This window comes from Microbacterium sp. W4I20, assembly GCF_030816505.1.
GTDB lineage: Bacteria > Actinomycetota > Actinomycetes > Actinomycetales > Microbacteriaceae > Microbacterium.
Map to the genome: position 1 here is coordinate 2,313,012 of NZ_JAUSYB010000001.1, position 22,725 is coordinate 2,335,736.

Genomic DNA, 22,725 nt, shown 5'->3' on the forward strand with positions numbered 1-22,725 from the left:
GTCTATCGTCCGATGTAGACGTACTAGTAACTCTACCGGTCGATCTTCTTCAGAAAGTGGCTTCTCATGTCTGCATCCGTCTCCTCCTCCCCCTTGAGCAGCGCGCTGCGCCGGCTCTACTTCGTCCGCTTCGGGTTCACCGTCGTGTGGGCCGCGCTGCTGTTCGCGACCGGCGGTGCCGCGGGCCCGTTCCTCACGGTCCTGCTGATCGTGTATCCGCTGTTCGACGCGGGATCCGTCTTCTGGCAGATCCGCTCCGAGGGCGATGGCCGTCGGGCGAAGGTCTCGGAGTGGATCAACGTCGTCGTCAGCGTGGTCGTCGCGATCGGGCTGGGCTGGGCGTCGACGGTGTCACTGTCGCTGGCGCTGACCGTGTGGGGCGTGTGGGCCATCAGCGCGGGACTGCCCCAGTTGATCACCGCGATCCGCAACCGTCGTTCGGGCGGACAGGTTCCGCAGATGCTGTCCGGCGGCATCTCGGTTTTGGCCGGTGGGGCATTCGCCGCGCAGGGGCTGCAGGGCAGCGGGATGATCGTCGGGGTCGCGGGCTACGCGCTGGTGGGTGCGGTGTTCTTCCTCGTGTCGGCGGTGCGGCTGACGGTTTTGCTGCGGAAGAAGGTTGGGGTGTGACCGTCCATCGAGACCGCCAGCAAGAGCCCATCAGCGGGGTCTGGCTTCGGATCCTAAAGACCTACGGCCGTCCGGCCGTCTGACGCAGTACCGAGAAAAGGAACACACGATCATGTCCACGAAGGTCACGCTCGTCATCGAGAACCCCACCGACCCGGAGGCGTTCGAGAACGTCTACCCCGAGATCAAGACTCTGGCGGCGCAGCTCCCCGGGCTGCAGCGGCTGGAATCCGCGAAGGTCTGGCCCAAGGAAGACGGAACGCCGACGCCCGCACATCGCACCCTCGACCTGTACTTCGAGACCTACGAGGCGGCTTCGGCGGCCGTCGCGGTTCCGGCCGCCGGAGAGTTCTTCCAGAAGCTCGTCGGAACGGGGGTGCCGTTCATCGGGTTGTTCTCGGATGTCGAGGAGGGGTGAGCGGATGCTGGTGCACGGGTGGTGACTACATCGCTCTAAGTTGCAGGGCATGGCGCGCCCGACGGACCGTCGACGAGCAGTCGACGGTCCGCCGCGTCACTCAGCGCTGGTTGCAGTGCTCGCAGATGCGGTACCCACCGGTGCCGGGTAGCCGATTCTGAGCCGGGATCTGGCGACCGCTGACGCAATCGTCGTACACGTGGTAAACGTCCGGGTCACTGGGATTGCTCGAGTGGTAGGCCGAAACTCTCATGCGGGTTGCTCCTTTGCATCGCGAGGCCGGAATCGCCCGGCCCTCGTGTATCAGGAGGTCGCTCGGCCCACTCCTGATACCTGGAGCAGTCGGCATCAAATCGATACGCTCGCGCGTCCGATATATCGGTAGCGTTCAGTGACACCCGAGCAGAGAGACGGCAACGATGCCAGAAACACCTCAGGGTTGGTACGCCGACCCGAACCAGCCCGCGCAGCAACGTTGGTGGGATGGGACGCAGTGGACGCACCACACTGCACCGCTCGGTCAGATGCCGGTAGCCGTGGCCGAGGCACCGGCGGCGAAGTCGTCGAAGCTCGTCGTGGCACTCATCATCGGTGCAGTCATCCTGGTGATCACGCTGCTCACCCGGAGCCTGGGTGCGATCCTCATGCTCGCGGGATTCGTCCTGTTCTTCGTCGCGATCTACGCGATCGTGCGCGGCTCGGCCAAGCTCTTCCGCGTGCGTTCGCGCGGAGCTGCGTGGGCTGCGCTCGGAATTGCCTTCGTGCTGATGTTCGTTGGGACCGGAGCCAACGCGGCGCTCGGCGGCCCCGGCTCGAACGCTGGCAATGCGAACAATGCGGCCGAGGCCAAGCCGTTCGCGTCGACGCCGACCGAGAAGCCTTCTCCGTCTCCGTCACCGAAGCCGACGACGTTCGAAGAGGTCGAGGAGTCCGCGGTCATCCCCTTCGAGCGCACCACGGTGGACGACGCGAACATCGACATCGGCAAGACCGTGATCACGACGATCGGCGTCAACGGCACGAAGGTGACCACATACCGAGTGAAGTACGTGGACGGCGAGGAAGTCTCGCGGGAGCTCGCCAGCGAGGCCGTGACCGTCGCACCGGTCAATGAAGTGACCTCGAACGGGACGCGACAGCCGGCACCGGTGCCGCTCGTGCAGGCGCCGAGCAAATGCGACGGCAACTACGAGGGCGTCTGCGTCCCGATCGATTCCGACGTGGACTGCGAAGGCGGTAGCGGCGACGGACCGTCGTACATCGACGGCCCCCTGCGGGTAGTCGGCACCGACGTGTACGACCTGGATCGTGACGGGGACGGGATCGCCTGCGACAAGTGAGGCGTAGTTCAGGGGGTTTGCCTGCGCCAGTCGCGTAGGTGCCCTGGGACGGCGTCCCCCCAGCATCCGCTCTACGCTGGAACGTCTGCCTCATTCTCGGGGCGCCCTTCCCTGGAGCATCCATGTCTGCAACGACGGTCGACGATCGTGCCCGCTATCGGGCGAATCCCACGGTGCTTCAGGCGCTGAAGAATCCGCGGATGCTGACCCGAGAGGTCCTGGCCGGACTCGTCGTCGGGCTCGCGCTGATCCCCGAGGCGATCGCGTTCTCGGTGATCGCCGGGGTCGATCCGAAGGTGGGGCTGTTCTCGTCGTTCATCATGGCGGTGTCGATCGCGTTTCTCGGTGGACGTCCGGCGATGGTGACCGCGGCGACCGGAGCCGTGGCGTTGGTGATCGCTCCGGTCGCGCCGACGTACGGGCTGGACTACTTCATCGCGACGGTGATCCTCGCGGGGGTTTTCCAGGTGATCCTCGGGGTGCTCGGCGTCGCGAAGCTGATGCGGTTCATCCCCCGGAGCGTCATGGTCGGGTTCGTGAACGCGCTGGCGATCTTCGTGTTCAGCTCGCAGTTCCCGCAGCTGATCGATGTGCCGTGGCTGGTGTTTCCGCTGGTGGCGCTCGGCATCATCGTGATGATCGTGATGCCGAAGATCACCAAGATCGTGGCGGCTCCGCTCGTGTCGGTCGTGATCGTGACGGGCGTCGTGCTGGCGTTCGCGATCACCGTGCCGACCGTCGGCGACCAGGGCGAGCTGCCGCGCAGTCTTCCGGAGCTGTTCATCCCGAACGTGCCGCTGACGTGGGAGACGTTCACGATCATCGCGCCGTTCGCACTCGGGGTCGCGGTGGTCGGATTGCTGGAGTCGCTGCTCACCGCGAAGCTCGTCGACGAGATCACCGATACCCACTCCCGCAAGGGACGCGAGGCGTGGGCGCAGGGAGTGTCGAACGTGTTGTCGGGCATCTTCGGCGGCATGGGCGGCTGCGCCGTGATCGGTCAGACCATGATCAACGTGAAGGCGTCCGGAGCCCGCACCCGCATCTCGACGTTCTGCGCCGGTCTGTTCTTATTTCTCTTGGTCGTTGTCTTCGGGGACTTCGTCGGGACGATCCCGATGGCGGCGCTCGTGGCCGTGATGATCATGGTCGCGATCGGCGCGTTCGACTGGCACAGCGTGCGCCCGTCGACGTTGAAGCGGATGCCGAAGAGCGAGACCTTCGTGATGGTGGCCACGGTTGCGTTGGTCCTGGTGACCCACAACCTGGCGGTCGGGGTTGTCGGTGGAGTGCTGGTCGCGTCGGTGCTGTTCGTGCGGCGGGTGGCGCATTTCGTGACGGTTACTCGTTCTCTGTCTGCTGATGAGGGGGTTGCGACGTACGTCGTGGAGGGGGAGTTGTTCTTCGCCTCGAGCAATGATCTGACGACGTTGTTCTCGTACTCATCGGATCCATCTCGCGTGGTGATTGATCTGACGGGGTCGCATGTGTGGGATGCGTCGACTGTTGCCGCGTTGGATGCGATTGAGACGAAGTACGTGGCGTTGGGGAAGACAGTGAAGATCGTCGGGATGAACGAGAGCAGTCAGCGGATGCGGGGAAGGCTGACGGGTGGGTTCGATTAGACGCCTCAGGCAACGCGCGGCGTGACGGCAACGGCGAGCCGGTCACACCTACCGATATCCCCATGTCCAATCCCCATGCCAATATGAAGGCGTGAGTGAGCAAGCACCAGCGGGTTGGTACCCGGACGGCAGTGGAAACGAGCGGTACTGGGACGGGACAGGGTGGACCGAGCATCTTCGAAGCCCGCTGCCACCTGCCCCGACGCCACCGCCGGCACCGACTCCCGGCGCGGTCGCAGTAGTGGTCGCAACGAATGAGTCGAGTGAGGGCGCCGGGATGTTCTCGAAGCTCGGTTCAGCCGTGAAAAAGGCCGCGGCCGACAAGAAGGCCACGAAAGAGGAAGAGGCACGGGCGCACAGCGAGCGCGCCCAAGCCGCAGGCGCGCTGGTTACAAGCGGCGTTTTCGGCACCGCAACGATCGAGATCTACGAGGGCGGGTACGTACGCGTGGCCGGCGGCGGTGAGACAAATGAGCGCGCCGTAGGCATCGCAAAGAACACTCCGTACGAAAGGCTTCGGTCTATTTCGTTCGCTTCCCCCGAAGCCGAGAAAGCGACCGCGGATGAGCCGGGCTCGCCCATCGAGGGTGCGGTCATGCAGGCGATGTCTGGGATCATCAAGGGCGGCAGGATCCTGAGCAAAGGCACCGCGATCGGTCTGGCTACGAGCAGTGTCGCTCAGATCGCAGCGAATTCTGCTCGCAAGTCGAACCTGGTGATCGCGACGGACAAGACCATCCACACATTGGTCAATCAGAAGAGCAACGGGTGGATGAACGTGACGCAGAAGGAACATAACGCTGTCGCGATGGCGCTGGTCGAGGCCGGCAACGCCGTACTCGGCATCAGTACCGCCGCGGAACCCGAGGTCGCGATCGAGGCTGTTGCGGTCGCCACGACCCTCCCGGCTGCGCCGACACTTTCGGACCGAATTCGGGAGCTCTCAGAGTTGCACCGAGAAGGAATCTTGTCGGACGAAGAGTTCGCCGGGGCGAAAGCGAAGCTGCTGGCGGGACTCTAACCCCAAGGGTTCTGAAGAGTTTGCAACGTGGCGTGATCTGGCGCACAAGTCGGAGCACGCGTGGTGAGTACGAACAGGCCTGGGAGGGCGCATTGGAAAAGGATCTCAAGACCAGTGAACGCATCCGGGCTGCGATCGAGTTCCTCGCGGACAAGACCCCCGGCGACTACGTCGCCATAGCGGAAATCTGGGAGCACTCGCTCGCCGCGGTTCCGCTCACGCCGTACGAGCTGGAGCTGAACACAAAGAATCTCCCGCGCGGCCAGACCAACTGGCGGTTCGCAAGTTCAGACTTTGTCGGTGCTGGTTGGTTGATCAAGAATCCGTCGGGCAACGGCGAGTGGTCGATCACAGAGCAGGGCGTCGATGCCCTCGTGCGTCACCCGGGCAATGACCTCCACGCGGAAGCAGCACGGCTTAGTGGCGAAGAGCGGACGCGACTTCGGGAAGAAAATGGGCGAGCGCTGTCAGAGCGCTGGGTCAGCACCGACCCTGCTCAACGAAAACTACTAGCGGCCGCCGACGTGATCGTCCAAGAAGGATTCCGAAAGGGCCTCTCCGCTTTCGCCCCCGGCCGAGAGGTGTGGACGCCCAACAACATCCGCGAGCTGCACGAACTCTGGACCACCGCAGAGAAGACGGACGGCAAGGGCTTCACGGGTAACCTCACATTGCAATTCGCACACGCAACCGACGATCAGCGCCTCCTGATGGCCGAGGTGATCGCACTTCAACTGTTGCCGATCGGCTGGATCATCGGACATGCGAAGAAGCGAGAGCGTGTGCAGTCCCTACTCGACAGCATGTCTCATCCAGTCGAGATTCCGCGCCTCTTCGACGAGGCGTTTGGCGGTGGCGCCTTCAACCCCGGGCAAGGGATGCAGACTCACATCAACAACGCGATCACGATCATCCTTGACCTCCTTCTCGCGTGGAGCGCGCTCTCGGAGGATCAGCAGCAAGAGGCCCTCGACGAACCGTTGAAGTGGCGCGAACTCGTTGTGGGTGACAAATCCGGCTTCCCCACGCAGCGCTACGCACTTCTCTACTTGGTGCATCCAGGATTCTTCGGGCCCATCGTCTCTGCCGACCACCGTCAGCGCATTCGCCAGACTTTTGTTGGCGAGATCGGCGGTGAGTTCTCTGAGGACCCGGATGCCGACTTGCAGCGGATCCAGATCGCGCTGCAGGTGAAGGAACGCAAGCCTGTCAACTTCTACGACGAGCCGCTGCGAAGCCGCTGGTTGACCAGCGACGACAAGAGTCCGAGTGAAGAGCTGCAGCAGGAAACGAGTGATGAAGTCCTTCACGACGGAGACCCACGAGGCTTCGTACCGAGCCACGTGAACCTGGCCGGGCTGGAGTCTGCGACCCATCTCGACGCCGCCTGGCTCGGCAGGATCGTAAGTGCGCTGCATCGTCGTGGACAGGTCATCCTCTACGGACCGCCGGGGACGGGCAAGACCTATGTGGCGCGCGCTCTCGCGGATGAGCTGGCTAAGCCAGGGAGTGTGGTGAAGCGGATCCAATTCCACCCGTCATACACCTATGAAGACTTCTTCGCCGGCTACCGACCAGTGACGGATGCCGCGGGGCAGCTGTCATTCTCACTGGCGCGCGGCCCGCTCCGCGAGATCGCGGATGAGGCACGAAAGAACCCGGACGTCCCGCATGTCCTGATGATCGATGAGATCAATCGGGCGAACCTCAGCAAGGTGTTCGGCGAGCTGTATTACCTGCTCGAGTACCGAAACGACGCCATCGACGTCCTCTATGCAGGGTCGGGAGATGATGGCGGCAAGTCCTTCACCCTGCCGGCGAACGTCCTGATTATCGGCACGATGAACACAGCCGACCGGTCGATCGCACTGCTGGACTCGGCGATGCGCCGCCGATTCTCGTTCTTCGAGCTCCACCCCGATGTGGAGCCGGTGAAGGATATTCTCGTGCGCTGGTCTAAGAAGCACCCGCAGAGCTTGCCGGTGGCCGCGCTGTTCAATCGCCTGAACGCGAGCATTCGCGACCGTGAAGATCGCATCGGCCCCAGCCATCTCCTGCATCACCGCGACCTGAGCAAAGACGACCTGCGCGCGGTATGGGAGGAGAGCATTCTGCCTTTACTCGAAGAGCGGCACGTCGGGACCGGGGTCGACGTGCACGTGAAGTACGGCCTCGATGCGCTACTCGCGGTCGAGAGCGAAACGTCAGATTCTCCCTCGGCGTCATGACCTCCTCGGCCACCGTGCCGCGGGTCGTGGACATCGCTGAGAAGGGCGAGTCGCTGGTCTCCTTGACCGCGTCGCAGGCCGCGCAGCTTCAGGAACTGAAGTGGTGTCGGGTCTCGCCAACGCTCGATTCCAGTATCTGGCGAGTCACAGACGTCACCCGCGTCGGTGTTGTGGCGCTCGACGATGTGAGGCTGATCGTTCGTCCGAAGACGCCGCTTCGCAGTCTGATCTACATGGCCTCATACTCAGGGCTGCAAGCTGACATGAGTGATTCGTCTTTTTCGTATGAGGCGGATCACGAACTGCCGTCGGCCTTGGCAGCGGCTTTCGTCCGCGCTGTCTCGACAGCTACGAATCGCGGGCTACTCAAGGGGTATGTTCCCATCGAAGAGACCGGTACGGTGATCCGCGGGCGATGGGACATTGCTCGCCAGCTGAAGACTCGGCCCGGTATTCCTGTGCCCGTCGAACTCACTTACGACGACTACACGGAGGATGTCGCTGAGAACCGAGTTTTGAAGGCTGCGACGCGTGCGCTCGTTCGCTTGGAGCAGTTGCCGCCGACAGTCGTGAACGAGCTCGGACCGCTACTTGGTCTGTTCTCTGACGTATCTGACCTACGCGGGCGTGCTCCGGTAATCGCGGAATCGAGATTGAATGCACACTATCAGCCGGCACTTCGCCTCGCGCGCTGGATCCTCGAAGCGACATCGTGGGCCCACCGAGAGGGCAAGAATACGGGCTCGACGTTCCTGCTGAACGTTGCCAGAGTGTTCGAAGACTTCGTCGGACACGTGTTCCAGGCAACGCTTAGGTCGGACGGCTTCGAGGTCGATCTGCAAGTGTCCGACTGGCGGCTCGACATCGACGGGAAGATCCGGATGCGGCCAGACATCGTGATCTCCCGCTCTGGTCACGTAATCGCAGTCGCGGATACGAAGTACAAGGTGTGGGGCGAGAGCGATGGGTCGCCACCGAATGCGGACGTATACCAAGGGCTGGCGTACGCGGTGACGGCAGGGGTTCCTGAAGTGCACCTTCTGTACGTATCCGGGGATGTGCTGCCGCGACGATACGAGATCGCGACGACCGGCACGACGGTGGTGGCGCATGCTTTGGACGTGAGCGGGAGACCGCAGGAGTTGGTGGAGCGGGTGAGGCAACTCGGCGCAGCGCTCGTGACTGCATCTCACTCGGCACGCTGACTCGACTGAAGTCGCGGTTGACCCAAATCGCGTCGCTGCTTACCGCGAAGCTCGTCGACGAGATCACCGACACCCACTCGCGCAAGGGACGCGAGGCGTGGGCGCAGGGAGTGTCGAACGTGCTGTCGGGGATCTTCGGCGGCATGGGCGGCTGCGCGGTGATCGGTCAGACGATGATTAACGTGAAGGCGTCCGGCGCACGCACCCGTATCTCGACGTTCTGTGCCGGGATCTTCCTGTTTCTGCTCGTCGTGTTCGGTGACTTCGTCGGGACGATCCCGATGGCAGCGCTGGTGGCCGTGATGATCATGGTCGCGATCGGCGCGTTCGACTGGCACAGCGTGCGTCCGTCGACGTTGAAGCGGATGCCGAAGAGCGAGACGTTCGTGATGGTCTCGACGGTCGTGCTGGTGCTGCTGACGCACAACCTGGTGCCAGGATCGGGTCGACGGTCGCACTGGGCTTCCCGGCGGAGCTCCTCTGGTAGGCGCCACCTTCCACGGTAGCCGCAGTCGGGCCCAACCCTTTGCCCGGCCCCGTTTGCAGCCGTCGACGCTAGGCGGGGCAAGCCGAGGGGTGAACCGCTGCGCCACCTGCGGCCCAAAATGGCACAGGCTAGGAGAACCCTCGCTGCGGCGCGAAACACTACGCTAGAGCCGTGACGCGCCCCACCTGGAATGAGATCACCGCTCGCGCCGCTCGCTTCGCGGCAGATTGGAAAGACGAGTGGTACGAAAAAGGTGAAGCCCAATCGTTCTGGACCGAACTCCTCGCCGTGTTCGGAATCGACCGCCGGCGCGCGGGAGGATACTTCGAGTACGCCGTGAAGTTGGCCGGGAATAGGCATGGCTACGTCGACATGTTCCTACCTGGGAAGCTCTTGGTCGAGCAAAAGAGTGCAGGCCGTGATCTCGGAGCGGCTCAGACACAAGCATTGGGGTACCTCGACGGTGTCCCTGATATCGATCTGCCAATCGCGATTGTGGCCAGCGACTTCCAGACATTCCAGTTACTCGACTTGGATTCGCGACAGGTTTGGTCGTTCCGACTGGAAGAACTAGCTGAGCACGTTCGGCTCTTCGGGTTTCTCGTCGACGAGGCTGCCCGCATGCCGGAGGAACAATCTCCAGTCAACAGAGACGCAGCCGAACGAATGGCCGCGCTCCACGAAGCGCTATACGAATCAGGGTTCACCGGACGTCGCCTCGAACTATTCCTCATGCGGCTCGTGTTCTGCCAGTTTGCCGATGACGCCAATATCTTCGAAAAGGGTGAATTTGAGGCCTATCTTCAGAACCGTACTTCTTATGACGGATCAGATCTTGGCCCGAGACTTTCGAAACTTTTCGAGGTTCTAAACACGCCACCCGAAGAGCGGTCCACGATGCTCGACGAAGATCTCAAGGTATTCCCATACATCAATGGTGGCCTCTTTTCTGAAACGACAACGGTGCCTGATTTTGACTCCAGCCTGCGTCACCAACTCCTACTGACGTGCCGGCCGGATTGGTCGAAGGTATCGCCAGCGATTTTCGGATCTATGTTTCAAGGGGTGATGGATGTAAATGAGCGACACAGCATCGGAGCACATTACACAAGTGAAGAAAACATACTCCGACTGATACAGCCTCTCTTTTTGGATAGCCTCTACGCCGAGTATGAAGCGATACCCAAGAACAAGAACCGCATCAAGGCGCTGAACCAACTACACGACAAAATTGCGAGACTTGGCTTCCTCGACCCAGCGTGCGGTTGCGGGAACTTCTTGGTGATCGCCTATCGAGAGCTCCGAAAACTCGAACATCGAATCGTCGCCGACATCCAGGGCGACCGTGTGATACTGACTGATGTCGGGGACCTTCTCAAGGTACGCGTCGAGCAGTTCAGTGGTATCGAACTTCTCGAATTTCCGGCCATGATCGCCCGGACTGCGCTGTGGCTTACCGATCATCAGATGAATCTCGAAGCTTCACATCGGTTCGGCCGACACTACTCGCGAATTCCACTAACAGACGGCGCTCACATCGTTCGGGGAAATGCGCTCACTCTTGATTGGCAAGAGGCGCGTTCACCCGAAAACACTGACTATATCCTCGGTAACCCTCCGTTTCTTGGTTCGAGATCAATGAGCGTTGAGCAAAAGTCGGAGCTCAGGACGGTTGGCTCAGATATACGCGAGTCTGGCTTTCTAGACTTCGTCGCCGCCTGGTATATCCTGGCCGGCAGATTTGCTGACCTCAATCCGAACATCGAGATCGGATTCGTATCCACTAACTCGATCGCGCAAGGCGAGCAACCGGGCATATTTTGGCCTCCCCTGTTTGCGGATGGCTTCCACATCAACTTCGCTCACCAGACGTTCGTGTGGACCAACGAAGCCCGCGGAGTGGCGCACGTCCACTGCGTCATCATTGGGTTTTCGCAAAAGGATCGGCCACAAAAGGAAATATATTCGTACGAGGGAAAACGGGGGGAGCCAATTCTCGAAGTTGTCGACAAGATCAGCCCTTATCTAGTGCGGGGAACCGAAATCGTCGTCCGAAATAGGCAGACTCAGATCAGCGATCGAAAGCTGATGTCTTTCGGGAACATGCCAGCTGACGGAGGAAACCTTCTTCTAACTCCGGAAGAGCGCGACGAGCTGATCCGTGCCGATCCCGCGGCCGAACGCTGGATCCTTCCTTACGTTGGCGCAAGAGAGTTCATCAGCGGACAGGAGCGGTACTGTCTTTGGCTCGACGGGATCTCGGCTACCGAACTTCGTGGGATGCCTCAGATCTATCAACGCGTCGCCGCCGTGCGGAAGGTTCGCGAGAAGTCCGCTAGGCCGCGTCTCGCAGACACCCCCCATCTGTTCGCTCAAATTACGCAGCGACCGAACCGTCCATTTCTTCTAATTCCCGGCGTATCGTCGGAACGACGCAAGTATGTTCCTATGGGCTTTTATACCGGGGGCGTGATCGCGTCAAACGCATGTTTCGCATTGCACGACGCCTCACTCACTGATTTTGCCCTGCTAACTAGTCAGATGCATATGGATTGGTTGCGCGCCGTCGGAGGTCGACTCAAGAGCGACCTCCGCTATTCGAAGGACGTGGTATACAACAACTTCGTATTTCCGGACCTCCGACCGAGCGACGACGAACGGCTCACTAGCCTCGGTCAGGCCGTACTCGATCAGCGCGCGCAGCACCCGACTGAAACGATGGCCGCGCTCTATGACCCAATGGTGATGCCAATTGGGCTGGCGCGCGCGCACCAGGCACTTGATGCGTTCGTCGACCGTTTGTATGCGGAGAAGCCGTTCGAAGATTCTTCGTCTCGTGTGTCTTATCTGTTAGATCTGGTCGCGCGAGTCGACGCGAGCAAGGCAATCTGAATGTCTGTGTCGCCACTCGGCAGGCGTGCAGGCGAGCCCCGTCGTCGAGGTTCGTTGCGGTTCGTCCGAAGACATCAAGGTGCGCTCCTGTTATCGATGCTTTGCGCGTTTGCCGCTGGCATGTTGATTGTCATTTGGCTCGTCCCCCCGATGATGGCTGAGTATGACTCGCAGCCAATCGTTGGCAACCCGAAGGACATGGACGCCGTGAGCGCCGCTCGCCAAGCGCTGCTATGGATTGCCGGAGGGCTTATCGCGGTAGCAACACTAGTCTTTACCTACCGGCGTGATGCGATCGCGCAGAACAGCGCTGACCTGGATCGCGACGCGAACTACACGACTCGGTACACAGAGGCGATCAAACAGTTGGGCGACCTCAGTGTGCCGATTAAGCTTGGGGGCGTTTACGCCTTGGAGCGAGTAGCTCACGACTCCTCGCGAGACAGAGAAACAACATGCGCTGTGCTTGCAGCCTTCCTCCGGCACGAGTCTTCCGTTCAAGCCTTAAGATCAGGGACGGACTCGCGCCTCCCGGTTCACCTAGAGGCCGCTGCCGCGGTCCTTGGTCGGATCACGCAAAACCATGGTTTGGCCAGCGCCATGGTGATCGACCTGCGCGCCACTTACCTGCCGGGAGCAAACCTCGAGGCCGCAAATCTCGAGAAGGCCATGCTTAGCCAATCCGTCCTCGAGAGTGCGCTGCTATCGGCTGCTAACCTCGCCGGTGCACAATTTGACGGCGCTACGCTAGACGGCGCTGACCTCACTGGCGCCGTCCTGCATCGATCGGACCTATCGTTCGCGGTTATGCGCCGGATCATACTCGCCGATACCGTCGGTCACTCAGCGACGCTGTCTAATGCTGATCTCACGGACAGCATCCTGATTGGCGCTGATTTTTCAGGCTCGAACTTCGCCGGAGCTACCTTTGTCCGAGCTGATCTGACGCGCGCCTCTTTCGTTGGTGCTAGTTTTCATGATGCAAATCTGAGTGGGGCCGACCTACAGGGTGCCGATTTTTCGAACGCCGACCTAAGCGGTTGCGTCTTCGACGATGCCATTTTGTCGGACGAGACTAAGTGGCCGAGCGGCTTCGATGTGGATGCCAGCAAATCCGAATTGCCAGACAACTCTGCGTACGAGGCGGAGTGGGACGATGACTTCCACGACAAGCTGGCTTGACCGGTATACGTTGTGTCGATCAGTGCTTCACTTTGCGTATCACTTAATACGCAACGCTCTTGACGTGCGAGGTTAAAGATCCTCTACGCGAACGTCTCCCCCGAGCTAACCTGCTGCGCCACTCGCCGCAACGCCAACAACAACGGCTCCACCAGCACCGACCCCAGCACGACGTACCGCACCGCAGCCTCCGCGGATTCCGTCGGTACCCCGGCGATCTCGGCATCTGCGATCCGTCGCATACTCGCGAGGTATTCCGCCATCGCCGCATCCGGCACGACGAACCCTGCGTTCTCCAACCCCTGCAGCGCCCGGGCCACCGCGCTCAGCACCGCCGGATCACACATCCCCGGCTTCCACCCGAGCCCTTCGACGAGCCGCTCGGCCTTGGTCAGATCGAGCGCTTCATCCACCGGTGGAGTGATCGCCGCGTGCGCCGTTCCCAGCAGGTCGTGCGGCCTCTCCGGCGGATCATCCAGCGTCGCCAGCACCCGCCGCGTCTCGGCGATACTCACCCCCGCATCAAGCAGCGCCCGGATCACCCGCAGCCGCTCCACGTGCTTCTCGCCGTAGGCAGCCTGAGTCGGCGCGCTGCGCTCACCCTCGGGTAGCAACCCTTCGCGCAGGTAGTACTTGATCGTCGGCACGGTCACGCCCGTCTGGGCTGACAGTTCGGAAATTCTCATGGCCACCTCTTGACTTCGATAGTAGCGCTATCCATTATGGATAGTAGAACTATCCAACCAAGGAGACATCATGTCGAGAGTCATCAAGGGACGCATGACGCATCGCCACGAGGGCGAGCTCGTCGTGTTCCACATCGGGATGCAGATCAACCGCTGGTGGCGACCCGACCTGTGGCTGCCGACCTTCTTCGCCATGCCACCGATGCTCCGCGAACTGTCCACTGACCCCGACTCGGGCATGCTCGGCTACCAGCTGCTGTTCGGATCCGGCGGACCCTACGTCGTGCAGTACTGGTCGTCCGTCGACAAGCTCTACGCCTACGCGTCCAGCCCGTCGCAGGAGCATCGCCCCGCCTGGACCCGCTTCAACAAGATGGCGCGCAAGGCTCCAGGAGCGGTCGGCATCTGGCACGAGACCTTTCTCGTCGACCGCGCCGAGAGTGTTTACGTGTCGACCAAGCCGATGGGGTTGCCGAAGGCCACGGAGATGGTCGAGGTGGGGAAGCGGCAGGACCGGGCACAGGCGCGGTTCGCGGAGGGGCGGAGCGACCCTCGCCAGAAGGCCTCAGTGACTGACGAACGCGGCGGGATCTGAGTTCGGACCCACTGATTGCCGAGCGGCGGAAGGCGGAGCTCTCAGCCCAAGTCCTCATCGTGTCTTCCCTCGGCCCGTCATGCGGGAGCACGACCACCGACCCTTGACCGCTCGAGGTTGCTGCTGGAAGAATAGGCCTTGCAATCCAACTCACAGGAGGAATCATCTCGAAGCAATTCTGTAATTGACGCCATTTGACCGACACCCGGGAAGTACCTGGGCGGTTGGCGTTGGAGTTTGCTATGCGAGATGTACTGCCCCTCCTTGCGGAGGTCCTTCCTTCAGCCCCTTGGGCAATCGTTGCAGTGATGATTACGCGAACGCTCGTGATTCATCTTCGAGCGCACCTGCTGATCGAAGGACTGATCCAAGAGGTTCGACTCAGCCTTGCGGTCCGACGCCTTCGGGCCAATGGTGGAAAGCCTAAGCACATCCGTCGGCTGATCGAAGAAGATCAGAAGCGTCGTGATCGGCCCTCGGGCTAAAGGCTCCGTCGACGATCCGGTCGCGGCCGACCTTATCTCCGACGTCCCACTCTCCAGATGAGCCCATGCGTGCGTCCAGCAGCAGCTCGCGATGCTAAACACGCTTCCCTCTCATCGACCGTGCATTACCGGTCCACCCCCACCCCCACATCGATCCCATCCCGCGACCCCACGACCTCCGCCACCGGCACAGCATCCGCCAACCGCATCCGCTCCTCATCGCTCAACGAGATCTCGGCCGCCCCCGCATTCTCGTCCAGCCGAGCCCTCCTCCGCGTCCCCGGAATCGGCACCACGCCTTCCGACAGCACCCACGCGAGCGCCACCTGAGCGATCGTCGCCCCGCGCTCCCGCGCTACCTCCTCGACCCGCTCTACCAGCCGACGGTTCGCCGCGAAGGCCTCGGGTTGGAAGCGCGGCAGTCCGCGCCGAGCATCCTCGGGCGCCAGCTCGTCCAGCGAACGGATGCCCGACGTCAGCGTCCCACGCCCGAGCGGAGAGAACGCCACCACGCCGATGCCGAGCTCATCCGCAGTCGCCTTCTCGTCGTTGTGCAGCATGTCTCGGGCGAAGAGCGAGAACTCCGACTGCACCGCCCCGATCGGATGCACCGCGTGCGCCCGCCGCAGCGTGGGACCCGACGCCTCGGACAGCCCGATGTGCCGCACCTTACCCTCGCGCACGAGGTCGGCCAGCGCGCCGACGCTCTCCTCGATCGGCACGTTCGGATCGACCCGGTGCAGGTAGTAGAGGTCGATCACGTCCATCCCGAGGTGCCGCAGCGACCGCTCGCACGCCCGCCGGATGTACTCCGGACTGCCGTTGCGTCCGTGGACCGTGCCGTCGTCATCCGTCTCGGCCGACGCCTTCGTCGCGATCGTGATCTCGTCGCGCCGGGAGCCGAGCGCCCGCCCGATGAGCTTCTCGTTCTCGAACGGACCGTACGCCTCCGCGGTGTCGATGAACGTCACACCGATGTCGACCGCGTGCTGCAGGGTGGCGATCGCCTCCGCCTCGTCGGTCGGACCGTAGAAGGCGCTCATGCCCATCGCTCCGAGTCCGATCGATGAGACGGCGAGTCCGTCGCCGAGTGCCGAGTGCTTCATGAGTCCTCTCCTTCTGCGCGAGCTTCCTGCCCGCGCGACGCGACCACCTCGCGGTACGCGTCGATCTTGGTGTCCAATGCTTCGAGGTGCCGGCGCGTGCGCTCCATCTCTTCGAGCACGCGCTCGCGATGCGCCTGCAGGATGCTGAGCCTCCCGCCCTCCGTGCCCTCCTCGCGCGACAGGTCGGCGAGCGCCCGCATGTCGGCAACCGACATCCCCGTCGCGCGGAGCATTAGTAGCCCGCCGATCCAGGCCAAGTCGTGCTCGTCGTAGCGCCGGCGTCCGGAGACATCGCGGGGCGTCGGATCGAGCATCAACCCCTCACGCTCATAGAAGCGGAGGGTCGAGATCTTCAGTCCGGTGGCGTGCGCGACCTCACCGATTGTGAGGCCCTGCGGCGGCACGTCGACGTCGAGCGGGGGAAGGGTGATTCCGTCCATGGGTACAGCTTGCGACCTGAAGTGCGGTGCAGGTCAAGTGGGGGCGTGCGGGCGGGCAACGAGCACCCGTAGCCGAATATATTGCTTATGTCCTCATATGTGAGCTTTCATAGCCAAATGAATCAATCAAGCTCGAACAGGCGAGCGGATTCATGAACATCGAAGCCCTAACAGCAGCCCTCGTCGCACCGTCGGTGCCGCGGTGGCGGCCTACCGTAATCGGAAAGAGGAAGTACATGCCATCTCCAATCAGTCATACCTCTGCAAATCCGAACGCGTTCCTGCGTTTCGGTCGTCGCACGGTCGCCAGCACAGCCGCCGTGGCCACGATCATCGCGGGAAGCCTGCTGTGGGCAGGGCCTTCGGCCTACGCCGAGGAGGGCAGCGACGGAGTGACCGTGCAGGAAGCAGCCGTCGCTCTGGACAGCGTGAGCAGCGGGCTTGTGAAAGACGCAGTGGCGACTCAGGCCGGGCCGAGTGCAGAGACCACGCTTCAGGTCCAGGTGCCGGCGACAGCGTCGGAAGGCGTCTCCATGTCTGTGGGTGATTTCGAACTGAATATCTCCCTTCCGCATGCGACCACGGCAGACAGCGGGCAGCTTCTCGAGGATGGAACGACCGTTTACCCCTCCGATGGCGCGAGCAGCAATGCCGTCGTCCCCACAGCAGGCGGTGTCCAGCTGCTCTCGGTCCTCGAAGGCCGCGAGGCCTCGGAGAGCTATTCGTACGATCTGAACATCTCGAGCGGTCACCGGCTTGAGGCCACGGCGAACGGCGGCGCCCGGATCGTAGACGGACAGGGCACCGTGAAGGTCGAGTTCGAAGCGGCATGGGCCGAGGACGCGTCCGGAGCTGCCGTGCCCACGCATTACTCCGTCGAGGGGAACACGCTCACCCAGGTCGTGGAACACAAAGACCTGGACAATGTTTCCTATCCGATCGTGGCAGACCCGCTCCCCGTGGTCGTGTTCGTCGTCACCGGCCTAGCCTTGGTTGCCGTTGCGGCGCTCGCACTGGGCGTCGCGACGTGGCTAGTCGTCAGCTGGTGGAACACCTGCCAGGCGAGGGGCATGTACCCGGAGCTGTCCACCAGAAACGGCTTCACCGCCAGGTGCGTGCGATGAGCCAACCGCGCACCTTCAACGCCGGCGTCTCCGGAACTCCAAACGAGATCGCCGGGCGGCTCTTCATCATTGTTTGCTCCCTCGGGATAGCGATCGGAGTCGTCGCGACCGCTGGGATGCTGCTCGCGGCCAGCGCCTTCGCAACCGCCAGCACGTTCGTCGTCCCGCTCGTAGCCACATTCGAAGGCTTCCGCGACGCGGGGGGCACGAACGCGGTCACTGTCACCGGGTCCTGGACGATGACAGGTGTTGTGACGATCATCGGCGCGTTCCTCCTGTCATTCTTCCTACTTCGAAGCTCCGGATCATCGGCAGACAACAACGCGATCGTGGATCACTGACAGGAAAGGTGCCTGCAGAGCGAAGGGGCCAACTCTTAGTTGGCCCCTTCGTCGTGCGCGAAACTTCCCACAGCACACCGCCCCACTGCGCCTCGTTTACGCGCAAGGCCCGCGCGTCCGAGACCGCACCAGGAGGCGCATTCTCCTTAGTAAGGAACCCACGCATGGAAGTGAACCCACACTCCTACACGAACTCCTTCCGCAAACGGATGCGGATCCTGTTCTCGCCCCTACGCCTCGCACTCTTCATCGCCGCACTCGTCATCGCGATCGTCGGAAACGTGGTCTACATCAACAACGGCGCCGGGCCGGAATGGCTCGGCCCGGCATCGGTGATTCCGTTCTGGTCCTGCGTGATCGGGGTGTTCGTCACCGACATGAAGATGAGGCGGCTCGATCGAAAGCGCACCAACCCGCAGTGACGAATACGCTCACCGACCGGACACCACCCCCACGACTTCCTCCCGCACCCACCCACGCAGCCCGGTCGGCGTGGTCGTCGCGACGGTCCGCTCCTGCTCCGGCACGAACCCCTCGCGCATGCCGGTCGACATGCCGAGCACGGCATGCGCCATCGCCTCCGGCATCCCCGCCGCCCGCAGGCCGTCGAGCATCGCGGCATCCGACACCCGCTCGACGACGACGTGCCGCCCGAGCTCCTCCGTCAGGATCGCCCCGACCTCGGTCCACGTCAGATCCTCCGGTCCGTGCACGGCATGCACCCGGCGTCCACTCCACTCGCGGTTCAGCAGCGTCAGCGCCGCGACCTCGGCGATGTCGCGCGGAGCGACCCACGCCATCGGCGCATCCAACGGCAGAACCGTCGTCAGCCTGCCGGCCCGCAACGCCTCCACATCGAGGAGCAGGTTCGAGAAGAAGAACCCGCACCGCAGATGCGTGACGTCGATTCCGAGAGCATCCAGCGCCACCTCGGCCGCAGCGAGCCCATCGATCTCGCCGACACCGTGCCGTTTCTCGGCGCCGATGCTGCTCTGGAACACCACCCGTCCGATGCCGTTCTCGGTGACCGCCGCGACGAGCGCTTCGGTCGCCCGCGCATAGTCGGCCAGCGGATCCTCCGACATCACCGACGGATCCACCCAATACAGCGCGTCGACACCCTGCGTCGCCGCCACGACCTGCGCGGCATCCTGCGAATCCGCCTGCGCGACATCGACGTACTCGCGCAGCTCCGCATCGATGCTGTCGGGATTCCTGCTCAACAGCAGCGGACGGATGCCGGCGCGCACCAGCATCCGCGTCAGGTGGTGGCCGACATTGCCGTTCGGGGTGGTGATGGCGATGCGCATGATCGTCCTTTCGTCACGAATCCGAACACGCTAGACGCAGATGCGGCCGGATTCTGGCCGCATCTTGCGCGACTATGGAACCGTGGAATCGCCATCGAACCGCACCCTGCACCTGCTGTCGCTGCTCCAGACCGGCGGCGAATGGAACGTCGACGCCCTGGCCGACCGCCTCGAAGCCAGTCGCCGCACGGTCCGTCGCGATGCGCAACGACTCCGCGACCTCGGCTACGACGTGCGATCCCGCCCCGGTCCCGGAGCCGCGTACCGGCTGCATCCGAGCACGAAGATCCCGCCGCTGCTACTCGACGCCGACGAGGTCGCGACGATCATCACCGGCCTGCTGGTGCTCGAGACCTGGACGCCGGACGATCCCGCAGCATCCGTCGCCCGCGCGAAGCTCGAGCAGACCCTTCCCCCCGCCCTTCGCCGGCGCGCGGCCGCCACGGCACTCTCGACACAGATCCTGCAGACCGACCCGGCACCGGTCGACTTCGCCCTCGTCGGAACCCTGTCGGATGCCGTCGCCCACAGCTCCCGCGTCGCCTTCGACTACACAGACCAGCACGGCCGAGAGACCCGACGCACCGTCGAGCCGTACCGGCACTTCCTGCGCCAGCGACAGTGGTACGTCGTCGCGTACGACGTCGACCGCGAGGACTGGAGGCTGTTCCGACTCGACCGGATGCGGGAGGCGCGGATGCTGCCCGGCGTGCACGCCGGACGGGAGTTTCCGTTCGACTCGATCGAAGGATGGTTGACGAGCGACTTCGGGCGGAGCGGAGGCGCGGGGTGAGCGTGTCGACGTCTCTCAACGACCCTCCTCGTCGATGACCTCAACGGCATTGCCCCACACCCAGCAGCGGAATCGCTGATCGACGGCGCGGAACTCGATGCCTGCCGCTTTCGGCGTGGACCGCACCAGGACGGCATCCACTCGGATCGATTCCGGGCCGAACCTCACCCATGCCCGCACGCGACGCTGCAGTCGATACGGGTACACCGTGAGCGGCTGGTCGGCCATGGCGAGCTCACGATCGGTCAGGGACTGCAGCGGTCCGTGCTTCGACGCGGCGACGATCGACTGCGCCTGCGACCGCAGATCGTAGTGCGCCGCCAGCGACGGACCGGGGTTCCCCATGCCGGCGTTCCTTTCTCCGGCCGAGGTGGTCAGCCTACGGCGAGGCACCGACGGACCGAGTGCGCGGGTCAGTCGCGGCTCTGGGTCAGGCGAAGGTCCCCAGATCTGTGACGGTCGCGGTCGTGGGGTCCCAGAGCCGCAGGCCCGTCGCGCGTCCGTGGATCTCACCTCCCACGTGCTCGAGCGCTGCCGGGAGGTCGACGACTCGCAGTCGGCGGGCGAGGGTGACGTGCGGGGTCCAGTTGCCCGGAGTCGTGTGCGGGGCATCGTCCCCGGTGCCGGCAACGGCGTGCACGGCCGCGTGGATGTCGAGGAGTTCGGCGGTCGGGACGATGCTGCGGGCCAGCACCCGGCGCTCGCCCGTGCCGAACAGCAGGGGTGCGCTGAGCGTGACCTCGATCGGCGAGCGCTGGAGGAGCGCGTGCGCGTCGAACGGGTCCAGCTCGGTACGCACGAGGAGGGTCACGTGGGGGCGGTTGCTCGTCGACGTGTGGTGAGCGAGGCTCGACACCCCGAGTGCGGCGAGCGCATCCCACTCGGCGCGGACAGCCGCCTCCGTTGCTCTATCGAGGAGCAACTCGATCGACAGGAAGGAGCGCTTCGGCTCGGGATCTCGCACGCTCCGATTATGTCGCCCTGAGTCTCAGCATCCGCCTCCCTGTCCTCATTCGTCGACAGTCGATTCCCAGCCTCGACCTCCTAGAGTGAGACGTCGCCGACAGCGGAGGAGCCCGTCAGTTGAGTCAGGACTTGTTCGCCGGCCTCCCGCGAACCGCCTTTCAGGAGCCGGGATCTTCCCGCGGCCTCATCGACGTCTTCCACTGGCGCTACCTGCTGCGCCTCCTCGTGCGCACGGGTGTGACGACCCGCTACCGTAACTCGGTGCTCGGATGGACCTGGTCGTACGTGCGGCCGGCGGCGCAGTTCCTGGTGTTCTGGATCGTCCTCGGAGTCTTCGTCGGCGCGGCCGGCGCGATCCCGAACTACGCGGTCTATCTCTTCTCGGGGATCGTCGTCATCAACCTGTTCTCCGAGGGGTTCAAGAACGCGACGACATCGATCGTCGGGAACGCCGCCCTGGTGCGAAAGGTCTTCCTCCCGCGGCAGCTGTTCGCCGTGTCCTCCGTGATCGTCGCGTTCGTGCACTTCCTCCCCCAGGTCGCCCTGCTGCTCATCGCGTGCCTGTTCCTTGGCTGGGTCACGCACACCACGCTTCTGTCGGTGCTGGCGATCTTCGCGGGCATCATCATCGTCCTGGTTTTCAGCCTCGGACTCGGACTGTTCTTCGGCGCGGTCAACGTGCGATTCCGTGACGCCGAGAACATCGTCGAGCTGATGCTGCTCCTCGCCACCTGGGCGTCGCCGGTGCTCTACTCCTGGACGATGGTGCAGACTGCGGTCGAGAAGACCCTCGAGTGGCCGTCGTGGATCGTCGACCTCTACCTGCTCAACCCGATCACCCAAGCGGTTGAGCTGTTCCACTACGCGTTCTGGCGTCCGGCATCCGAGGGCATGACGTCCGCCGCCGACTACTCCGGCGACGCCATGATCGCCCTGCCGCCGGGTCTGGCGTGGAACACGCTCTGGACGTTCCTGATCGCCGTCGCGACCCTGCTGGTCGGGCAGCTGGTGTTCCGTCGGCTCGAGGGGCGCTTCGCGCAAGACCTCTGAGATCGGCGGCGGCGGAACGTCAGCGCTTGGTCGTCACCATTGCCGCGGCGATGGCGGCCGCCGTCACCCCGAGGAGTCCGACAGCAAGCAGAGCAAGGCCGGCGGGCCAGACCGCGAGATAGGTCACTTCGAACTGGCCTTCGCCGATCGGTGTCCATTGCTCGACTGTCCCCGCGACGGTGAGAGACACACCCGTGATGAGGGCGATCACCGGAACCACCCACGCGATCGACCAGCACGTTCGACGGATGATCGCCTGACGACCGGGCTCGGATTCGGTCTCCACATCGATCATGAAAGCACACGCACGAGGACAAGTCGATATTTCGGTGATTGCGTTCCCCGCACCTCGAACCCACTACTCTCACACCATGCCCCGTGTCCTCCCGCGCGCCTGGATCTTCGACGTCGACGGCACCCTCGCGCTCATCGGCGACCGCTCTCCGTACGACATGCGGAACGTCTCGATCGATACCCCGCACCACCCGGTCGTCCTCGCCGCCCAGGCCTTCGCCGCCCACCCGGATGTCGATCAGCTCATCGTCGTCTCGGGCCGCGACGAGACCGCCCGCCGCGCGACGGAAGCGTGGCTGACGTTCAACGGCATCCCGTTCGACCGACTGCTGCTGCGCCGCAAGGGCGACCAGCGCGCCGACCACCTCGTCAAGGCCGAGATCTACGACGCCTACATCGCTCCGCACTTCGAGGTCATCGGTGTCGTCGACGACCGCCGCAGCGTGGTCGAGATGTGGCGTTCGCGCGGACTCGTCTGCTTCCAGGTCGCAGAAGGCGACTTCTGAC

The 22,725-nt window shown here is 63.3% G+C and carries 23 protein-coding genes and 2 pseudogenes; 18 read left to right on the plus strand and 7 right to left on the minus strand.

The window, feature by feature from the left end:
- Positions 1-66 precede the first annotated feature (66 nt).
- The 11 genes and pseudogenes from QFZ21_RS11240 to QFZ21_RS11290 all read left to right on the plus strand — a co-directional run bounded on the left by QFZ21_RS11240 (position 67) and on the right by QFZ21_RS11290 (position 13,028).
- A complete protein-coding gene (locus QFZ21_RS11240; protein ID WP_307377885.1) occupies positions 67-630 on the plus strand; it encodes a hypothetical protein in 564 nt (187 codons plus the stop codon).
- Between the two features lie 112 nt (positions 631-742).
- The gene (locus QFZ21_RS11245; RefSeq protein ID WP_307377887.1) at positions 743-1,048 is read left to right on the plus strand and encodes an EthD family reductase; all 306 of its coding nucleotides are present in this window, start codon (positions 743-745) and stop codon (positions 1,046-1,048) included.
- A 419-nt stretch (positions 1,049-1,467) separates the two neighbouring features.
- A complete protein-coding gene (locus QFZ21_RS11250; protein WP_307377888.1) occupies positions 1,468-2,388 on the plus strand; it encodes a G5 domain-containing protein in 921 nt (306 codons plus the stop codon).
- A 122-nt stretch (positions 2,389-2,510) separates the two neighbouring features.
- Positions 2,511-4,013 carry a SulP family inorganic anion transporter gene (locus tag QFZ21_RS11255; protein ID WP_307377890.1) on the plus strand — a complete coding sequence of 501 codons (1,503 nt, stop codon included), beginning with the start codon at positions 2,511-2,513 and terminating at the stop codon, positions 4,011-4,013.
- A gap of 91 nt (positions 4,014-4,104) precedes the next feature.
- A pseudogene (locus QFZ21_RS11260) lies at positions 4,105-4,203 on the plus strand (DUF2510 domain-containing protein); the annotation flags it as partial.
- Between the two features lie 87 nt (positions 4,204-4,290).
- Positions 4,291-5,034 carry an SHOCT domain-containing protein gene (locus QFZ21_RS11265; RefSeq protein WP_307381300.1) on the plus strand — a complete coding sequence of 248 codons (744 nt, stop codon included), beginning with the start codon at positions 4,291-4,293 and terminating at the stop codon, positions 5,032-5,034.
- Between the two features lie 32 nt (positions 5,035-5,066).
- A complete protein-coding gene (locus QFZ21_RS11270; protein ID WP_307377891.1) occupies positions 5,067-7,262 on the plus strand; it encodes an McrB family protein in 2,196 nt (731 codons plus the stop codon).
- Positions 7,259-8,467 carry an McrC family protein gene (locus QFZ21_RS11275; protein WP_307377892.1) on the plus strand — a complete coding sequence of 403 codons (1,209 nt, stop codon included), beginning with the start codon at positions 7,259-7,261 and terminating at the stop codon, positions 8,465-8,467. Before QFZ21_RS11270 ends, QFZ21_RS11275 begins: the two co-directional genes overlap by 4 nt.
- A gap of 26 nt (positions 8,468-8,493) precedes the next feature.
- A pseudogene (locus QFZ21_RS11280) lies at positions 8,494-8,907 on the plus strand (SulP family inorganic anion transporter); the annotation flags it as partial.
- A 218-nt stretch (positions 8,908-9,125) separates the two neighbouring features.
- Positions 9,126-11,846, plus strand: coding sequence for a DNA methyltransferase (locus tag QFZ21_RS11285; RefSeq protein ID WP_307377894.1), 2,721 nt, complete (start codon positions 9,126-9,128; stop codon positions 11,844-11,846).
- A gap of 120 nt (positions 11,847-11,966) precedes the next feature.
- A complete protein-coding gene (locus tag QFZ21_RS11290; protein WP_307377896.1) occupies positions 11,967-13,028 on the plus strand; it encodes a pentapeptide repeat-containing protein in 1,062 nt (353 codons plus the stop codon).
- Between the two features lie 83 nt (positions 13,029-13,111).
- On the opposite strand, the gene QFZ21_RS11295 is transcribed toward QFZ21_RS11290, so the two are convergent.
- Positions 13,112-13,714, minus strand: a complete 603-nt coding sequence (locus QFZ21_RS11295) for a MerR family transcriptional regulator (protein WP_307377898.1) — start codon at positions 13,712-13,714, stop codon at positions 13,112-13,114.
- 70 nt (positions 13,715-13,784) lie between these two features.
- Here QFZ21_RS11295 and QFZ21_RS11300 point away from each other — a divergent pair, with 70 nt between their 5' ends.
- A complete protein-coding gene (locus QFZ21_RS11300; protein ID WP_307377900.1) occupies positions 13,785-14,309 on the plus strand; it encodes a DUF4188 domain-containing protein in 525 nt (174 codons plus the stop codon).
- Positions 14,310-14,919: 610 nt separating this feature from the next.
- Here QFZ21_RS11300 and QFZ21_RS11305 read toward each other — a convergent pair.
- Both QFZ21_RS11305 and QFZ21_RS11310 read right to left on the minus strand, forming a co-directional pair.
- Positions 14,920-15,900, minus strand: a complete 981-nt coding sequence (locus QFZ21_RS11305; protein WP_307377902.1) for an aldo/keto reductase — start codon at positions 15,898-15,900, stop codon at positions 14,920-14,922.
- Positions 15,897-16,340, minus strand: a complete 444-nt coding sequence (locus QFZ21_RS11310; RefSeq protein WP_307377904.1) for a MerR family transcriptional regulator — start codon at positions 16,338-16,340, stop codon at positions 15,897-15,899. The genes QFZ21_RS11305 and QFZ21_RS11310 overlap by 4 nt, the downstream gene beginning before the upstream one ends.
- Positions 16,341-16,492: 152 nt before the next feature.
- On the opposite strand from QFZ21_RS11310, the gene QFZ21_RS11315 reads away from it, so the two are divergent.
- From QFZ21_RS11315 to QFZ21_RS11325, 3 genes are all read left to right on the plus strand, one after another.
- Entirely contained in the window at positions 16,493-17,464 is a 972-nt protein-coding gene (locus tag QFZ21_RS11315; protein WP_307377905.1) for a hypothetical protein, read from the plus strand.
- Complete coding sequence (locus QFZ21_RS11320) at positions 17,461-17,805, plus strand: hypothetical protein (protein WP_307377907.1); 345 nt, start codon at positions 17,461-17,463, stop codon at positions 17,803-17,805. Before QFZ21_RS11315 ends, QFZ21_RS11320 begins: the two co-directional genes overlap by 4 nt.
- A gap of 164 nt (positions 17,806-17,969) precedes the next feature.
- The gene (locus QFZ21_RS11325; RefSeq protein WP_307377909.1) at positions 17,970-18,227 is read left to right on the plus strand and encodes a hypothetical protein; all 258 of its coding nucleotides are present in this window, start codon (positions 17,970-17,972) and stop codon (positions 18,225-18,227) included.
- 9 nt (positions 18,228-18,236) lie between these two features.
- Here the strand turns inward: QFZ21_RS11325 and QFZ21_RS11330 are convergent, their stop codons facing one another.
- On the minus strand, positions 18,237-19,115 hold the full coding sequence (locus tag QFZ21_RS11330) for an NAD(P)H-binding protein (RefSeq protein WP_307377911.1): 879 nt from the start codon (positions 19,113-19,115) through the stop codon (positions 18,237-18,239).
- Positions 19,116-19,197: 82 nt separating this feature from the next.
- On the opposite strand from QFZ21_RS11330, the gene QFZ21_RS11335 reads away from it, so the two are divergent.
- Positions 19,198-19,908: a YafY family protein gene (locus QFZ21_RS11335; RefSeq protein WP_307377914.1), complete on the plus strand. Its 711-nt coding sequence runs from the start codon at positions 19,198-19,200 to the stop codon at positions 19,906-19,908.
- Between the two features lie 15 nt (positions 19,909-19,923).
- On the opposite strand, the gene QFZ21_RS11340 is transcribed toward QFZ21_RS11335, so the two are convergent.
- Together QFZ21_RS11340 and QFZ21_RS11345 are read right to left on the minus strand one after the other, a co-directional pair.
- Positions 19,924-20,253 (minus strand): hypothetical protein, encoded by a 330-nt coding sequence (locus tag QFZ21_RS11340; protein ID WP_307377915.1) that lies wholly within the window; start codon positions 20,251-20,253, stop codon positions 19,924-19,926.
- 85 nt (positions 20,254-20,338) lie between these two features.
- Complete coding sequence (locus tag QFZ21_RS11345; RefSeq protein WP_307377916.1) at positions 20,339-20,872, minus strand: 2'-5' RNA ligase family protein; 534 nt, start codon at positions 20,870-20,872, stop codon at positions 20,339-20,341.
- A 119-nt stretch (positions 20,873-20,991) separates the two neighbouring features.
- Here QFZ21_RS11345 and QFZ21_RS11350 point away from each other — a divergent pair, with 119 nt between their 5' ends.
- Positions 20,992-21,924 carry an ABC transporter permease gene (locus QFZ21_RS11350; RefSeq protein ID WP_307377918.1) on the plus strand — a complete coding sequence of 311 codons (933 nt, stop codon included), beginning with the start codon at positions 20,992-20,994 and terminating at the stop codon, positions 21,922-21,924.
- Between the two features lie 19 nt (positions 21,925-21,943).
- Here the strand turns inward: QFZ21_RS11350 and QFZ21_RS11355 are convergent, their stop codons facing one another.
- Positions 21,944-22,219 carry a hypothetical protein gene (locus QFZ21_RS11355; RefSeq protein WP_307377920.1) on the minus strand — a complete coding sequence of 92 codons (276 nt, stop codon included), beginning with the start codon at positions 22,217-22,219 and terminating at the stop codon, positions 21,944-21,946.
- Between the two features lie 76 nt (positions 22,220-22,295).
- Here QFZ21_RS11355 and QFZ21_RS11360 point away from each other — a divergent pair, with 76 nt between their 5' ends.
- The gene (locus tag QFZ21_RS11360) at positions 22,296-22,724 is read left to right on the plus strand and encodes a polynucleotide kinase (RefSeq protein ID WP_307377922.1); all 429 of its coding nucleotides are present in this window, start codon (positions 22,296-22,298) and stop codon (positions 22,722-22,724) included.
- Position 22,725 lies beyond the last annotated feature (1 nt).

What these genes read in the sequence shown, in the direction of transcription:
- QFZ21_RS11290 (WP_307377896.1), top strand. Translation starts at nt 11,967, where the DNA reads ATGTTGATTGTCATTTGGCTCGTCCCCCCGATGATGGCTGAGTATGAC.
- QFZ21_RS11315 (WP_307377905.1), top strand. Translation starts at nt 16,493, where the DNA reads ATGAACATCGAAGCCCTAACAGCAGCCCTCGTCGCACCGTCGGTGCCG.
- QFZ21_RS11340 (WP_307377915.1), bottom strand. Translation starts at nt 20,253, where the DNA reads ATGGGGAACCCCGGTCCGTCGCTGGCGGCGCACTACGATCTGCGGTCG.
- QFZ21_RS11305 (WP_307377902.1), bottom strand. Translation starts at nt 15,900, where the DNA reads ATGAAGCACTCGGCACTCGGCGACGGACTCGCCGTCTCATCGATCGGA.
- QFZ21_RS11310 (WP_307377904.1), bottom strand. Translation starts at nt 16,340, where the DNA reads ATGGACGGAATCACCCTTCCCCCGCTCGACGTCGACGTGCCGCCGCAG.
- QFZ21_RS11240 (WP_307377885.1), top strand. Translation starts at nt 67, where the DNA reads ATGTCTGCATCCGTCTCCTCCTCCCCCTTGAGCAGCGCGCTGCGCCGG.
- QFZ21_RS11250 (WP_307377888.1), top strand. Translation starts at nt 1,468, where the DNA reads ATGCCAGAAACACCTCAGGGTTGGTACGCCGACCCGAACCAGCCCGCG.
- QFZ21_RS11295 (WP_307377898.1), bottom strand. Translation starts at nt 13,714, where the DNA reads ATGAGAATTTCCGAACTGTCAGCCCAGACGGGCGTGACCGTGCCGACG.
- QFZ21_RS11255 (WP_307377890.1), top strand. Translation starts at nt 2,511, where the DNA reads ATGTCTGCAACGACGGTCGACGATCGTGCCCGCTATCGGGCGAATCCC.
- QFZ21_RS11355 (WP_307377920.1), bottom strand. Translation starts at nt 22,219, where the DNA reads ATGATCGATGTGGAGACCGAATCCGAGCCCGGTCGTCAGGCGATCATC.
- QFZ21_RS11275 (WP_307377892.1), top strand. Translation starts at nt 7,259, where the DNA reads ATGACCTCCTCGGCCACCGTGCCGCGGGTCGTGGACATCGCTGAGAAG.
- QFZ21_RS11265 (WP_307381300.1), top strand. Translation starts at nt 4,291, where the DNA reads ATGTTCTCGAAGCTCGGTTCAGCCGTGAAAAAGGCCGCGGCCGACAAG.
- QFZ21_RS11325 (WP_307377909.1), top strand. Translation starts at nt 17,970, where the DNA reads ATGGAAGTGAACCCACACTCCTACACGAACTCCTTCCGCAAACGGATG.
- QFZ21_RS11245 (WP_307377887.1), top strand. Translation starts at nt 743, where the DNA reads ATGTCCACGAAGGTCACGCTCGTCATCGAGAACCCCACCGACCCGGAG.
- QFZ21_RS11360 (WP_307377922.1), top strand. Translation starts at nt 22,296, where the DNA reads ATGCCCCGTGTCCTCCCGCGCGCCTGGATCTTCGACGTCGACGGCACC.
- QFZ21_RS11330 (WP_307377911.1), bottom strand. Translation starts at nt 19,115, where the DNA reads ATGCGCATCGCCATCACCACCCCGAACGGCAATGTCGGCCACCACCTG.
- QFZ21_RS11320 (WP_307377907.1), top strand. Translation starts at nt 17,461, where the DNA reads ATGAGCCAACCGCGCACCTTCAACGCCGGCGTCTCCGGAACTCCAAAC.
- QFZ21_RS11300 (WP_307377900.1), top strand. Translation starts at nt 13,785, where the DNA reads ATGTCGAGAGTCATCAAGGGACGCATGACGCATCGCCACGAGGGCGAG.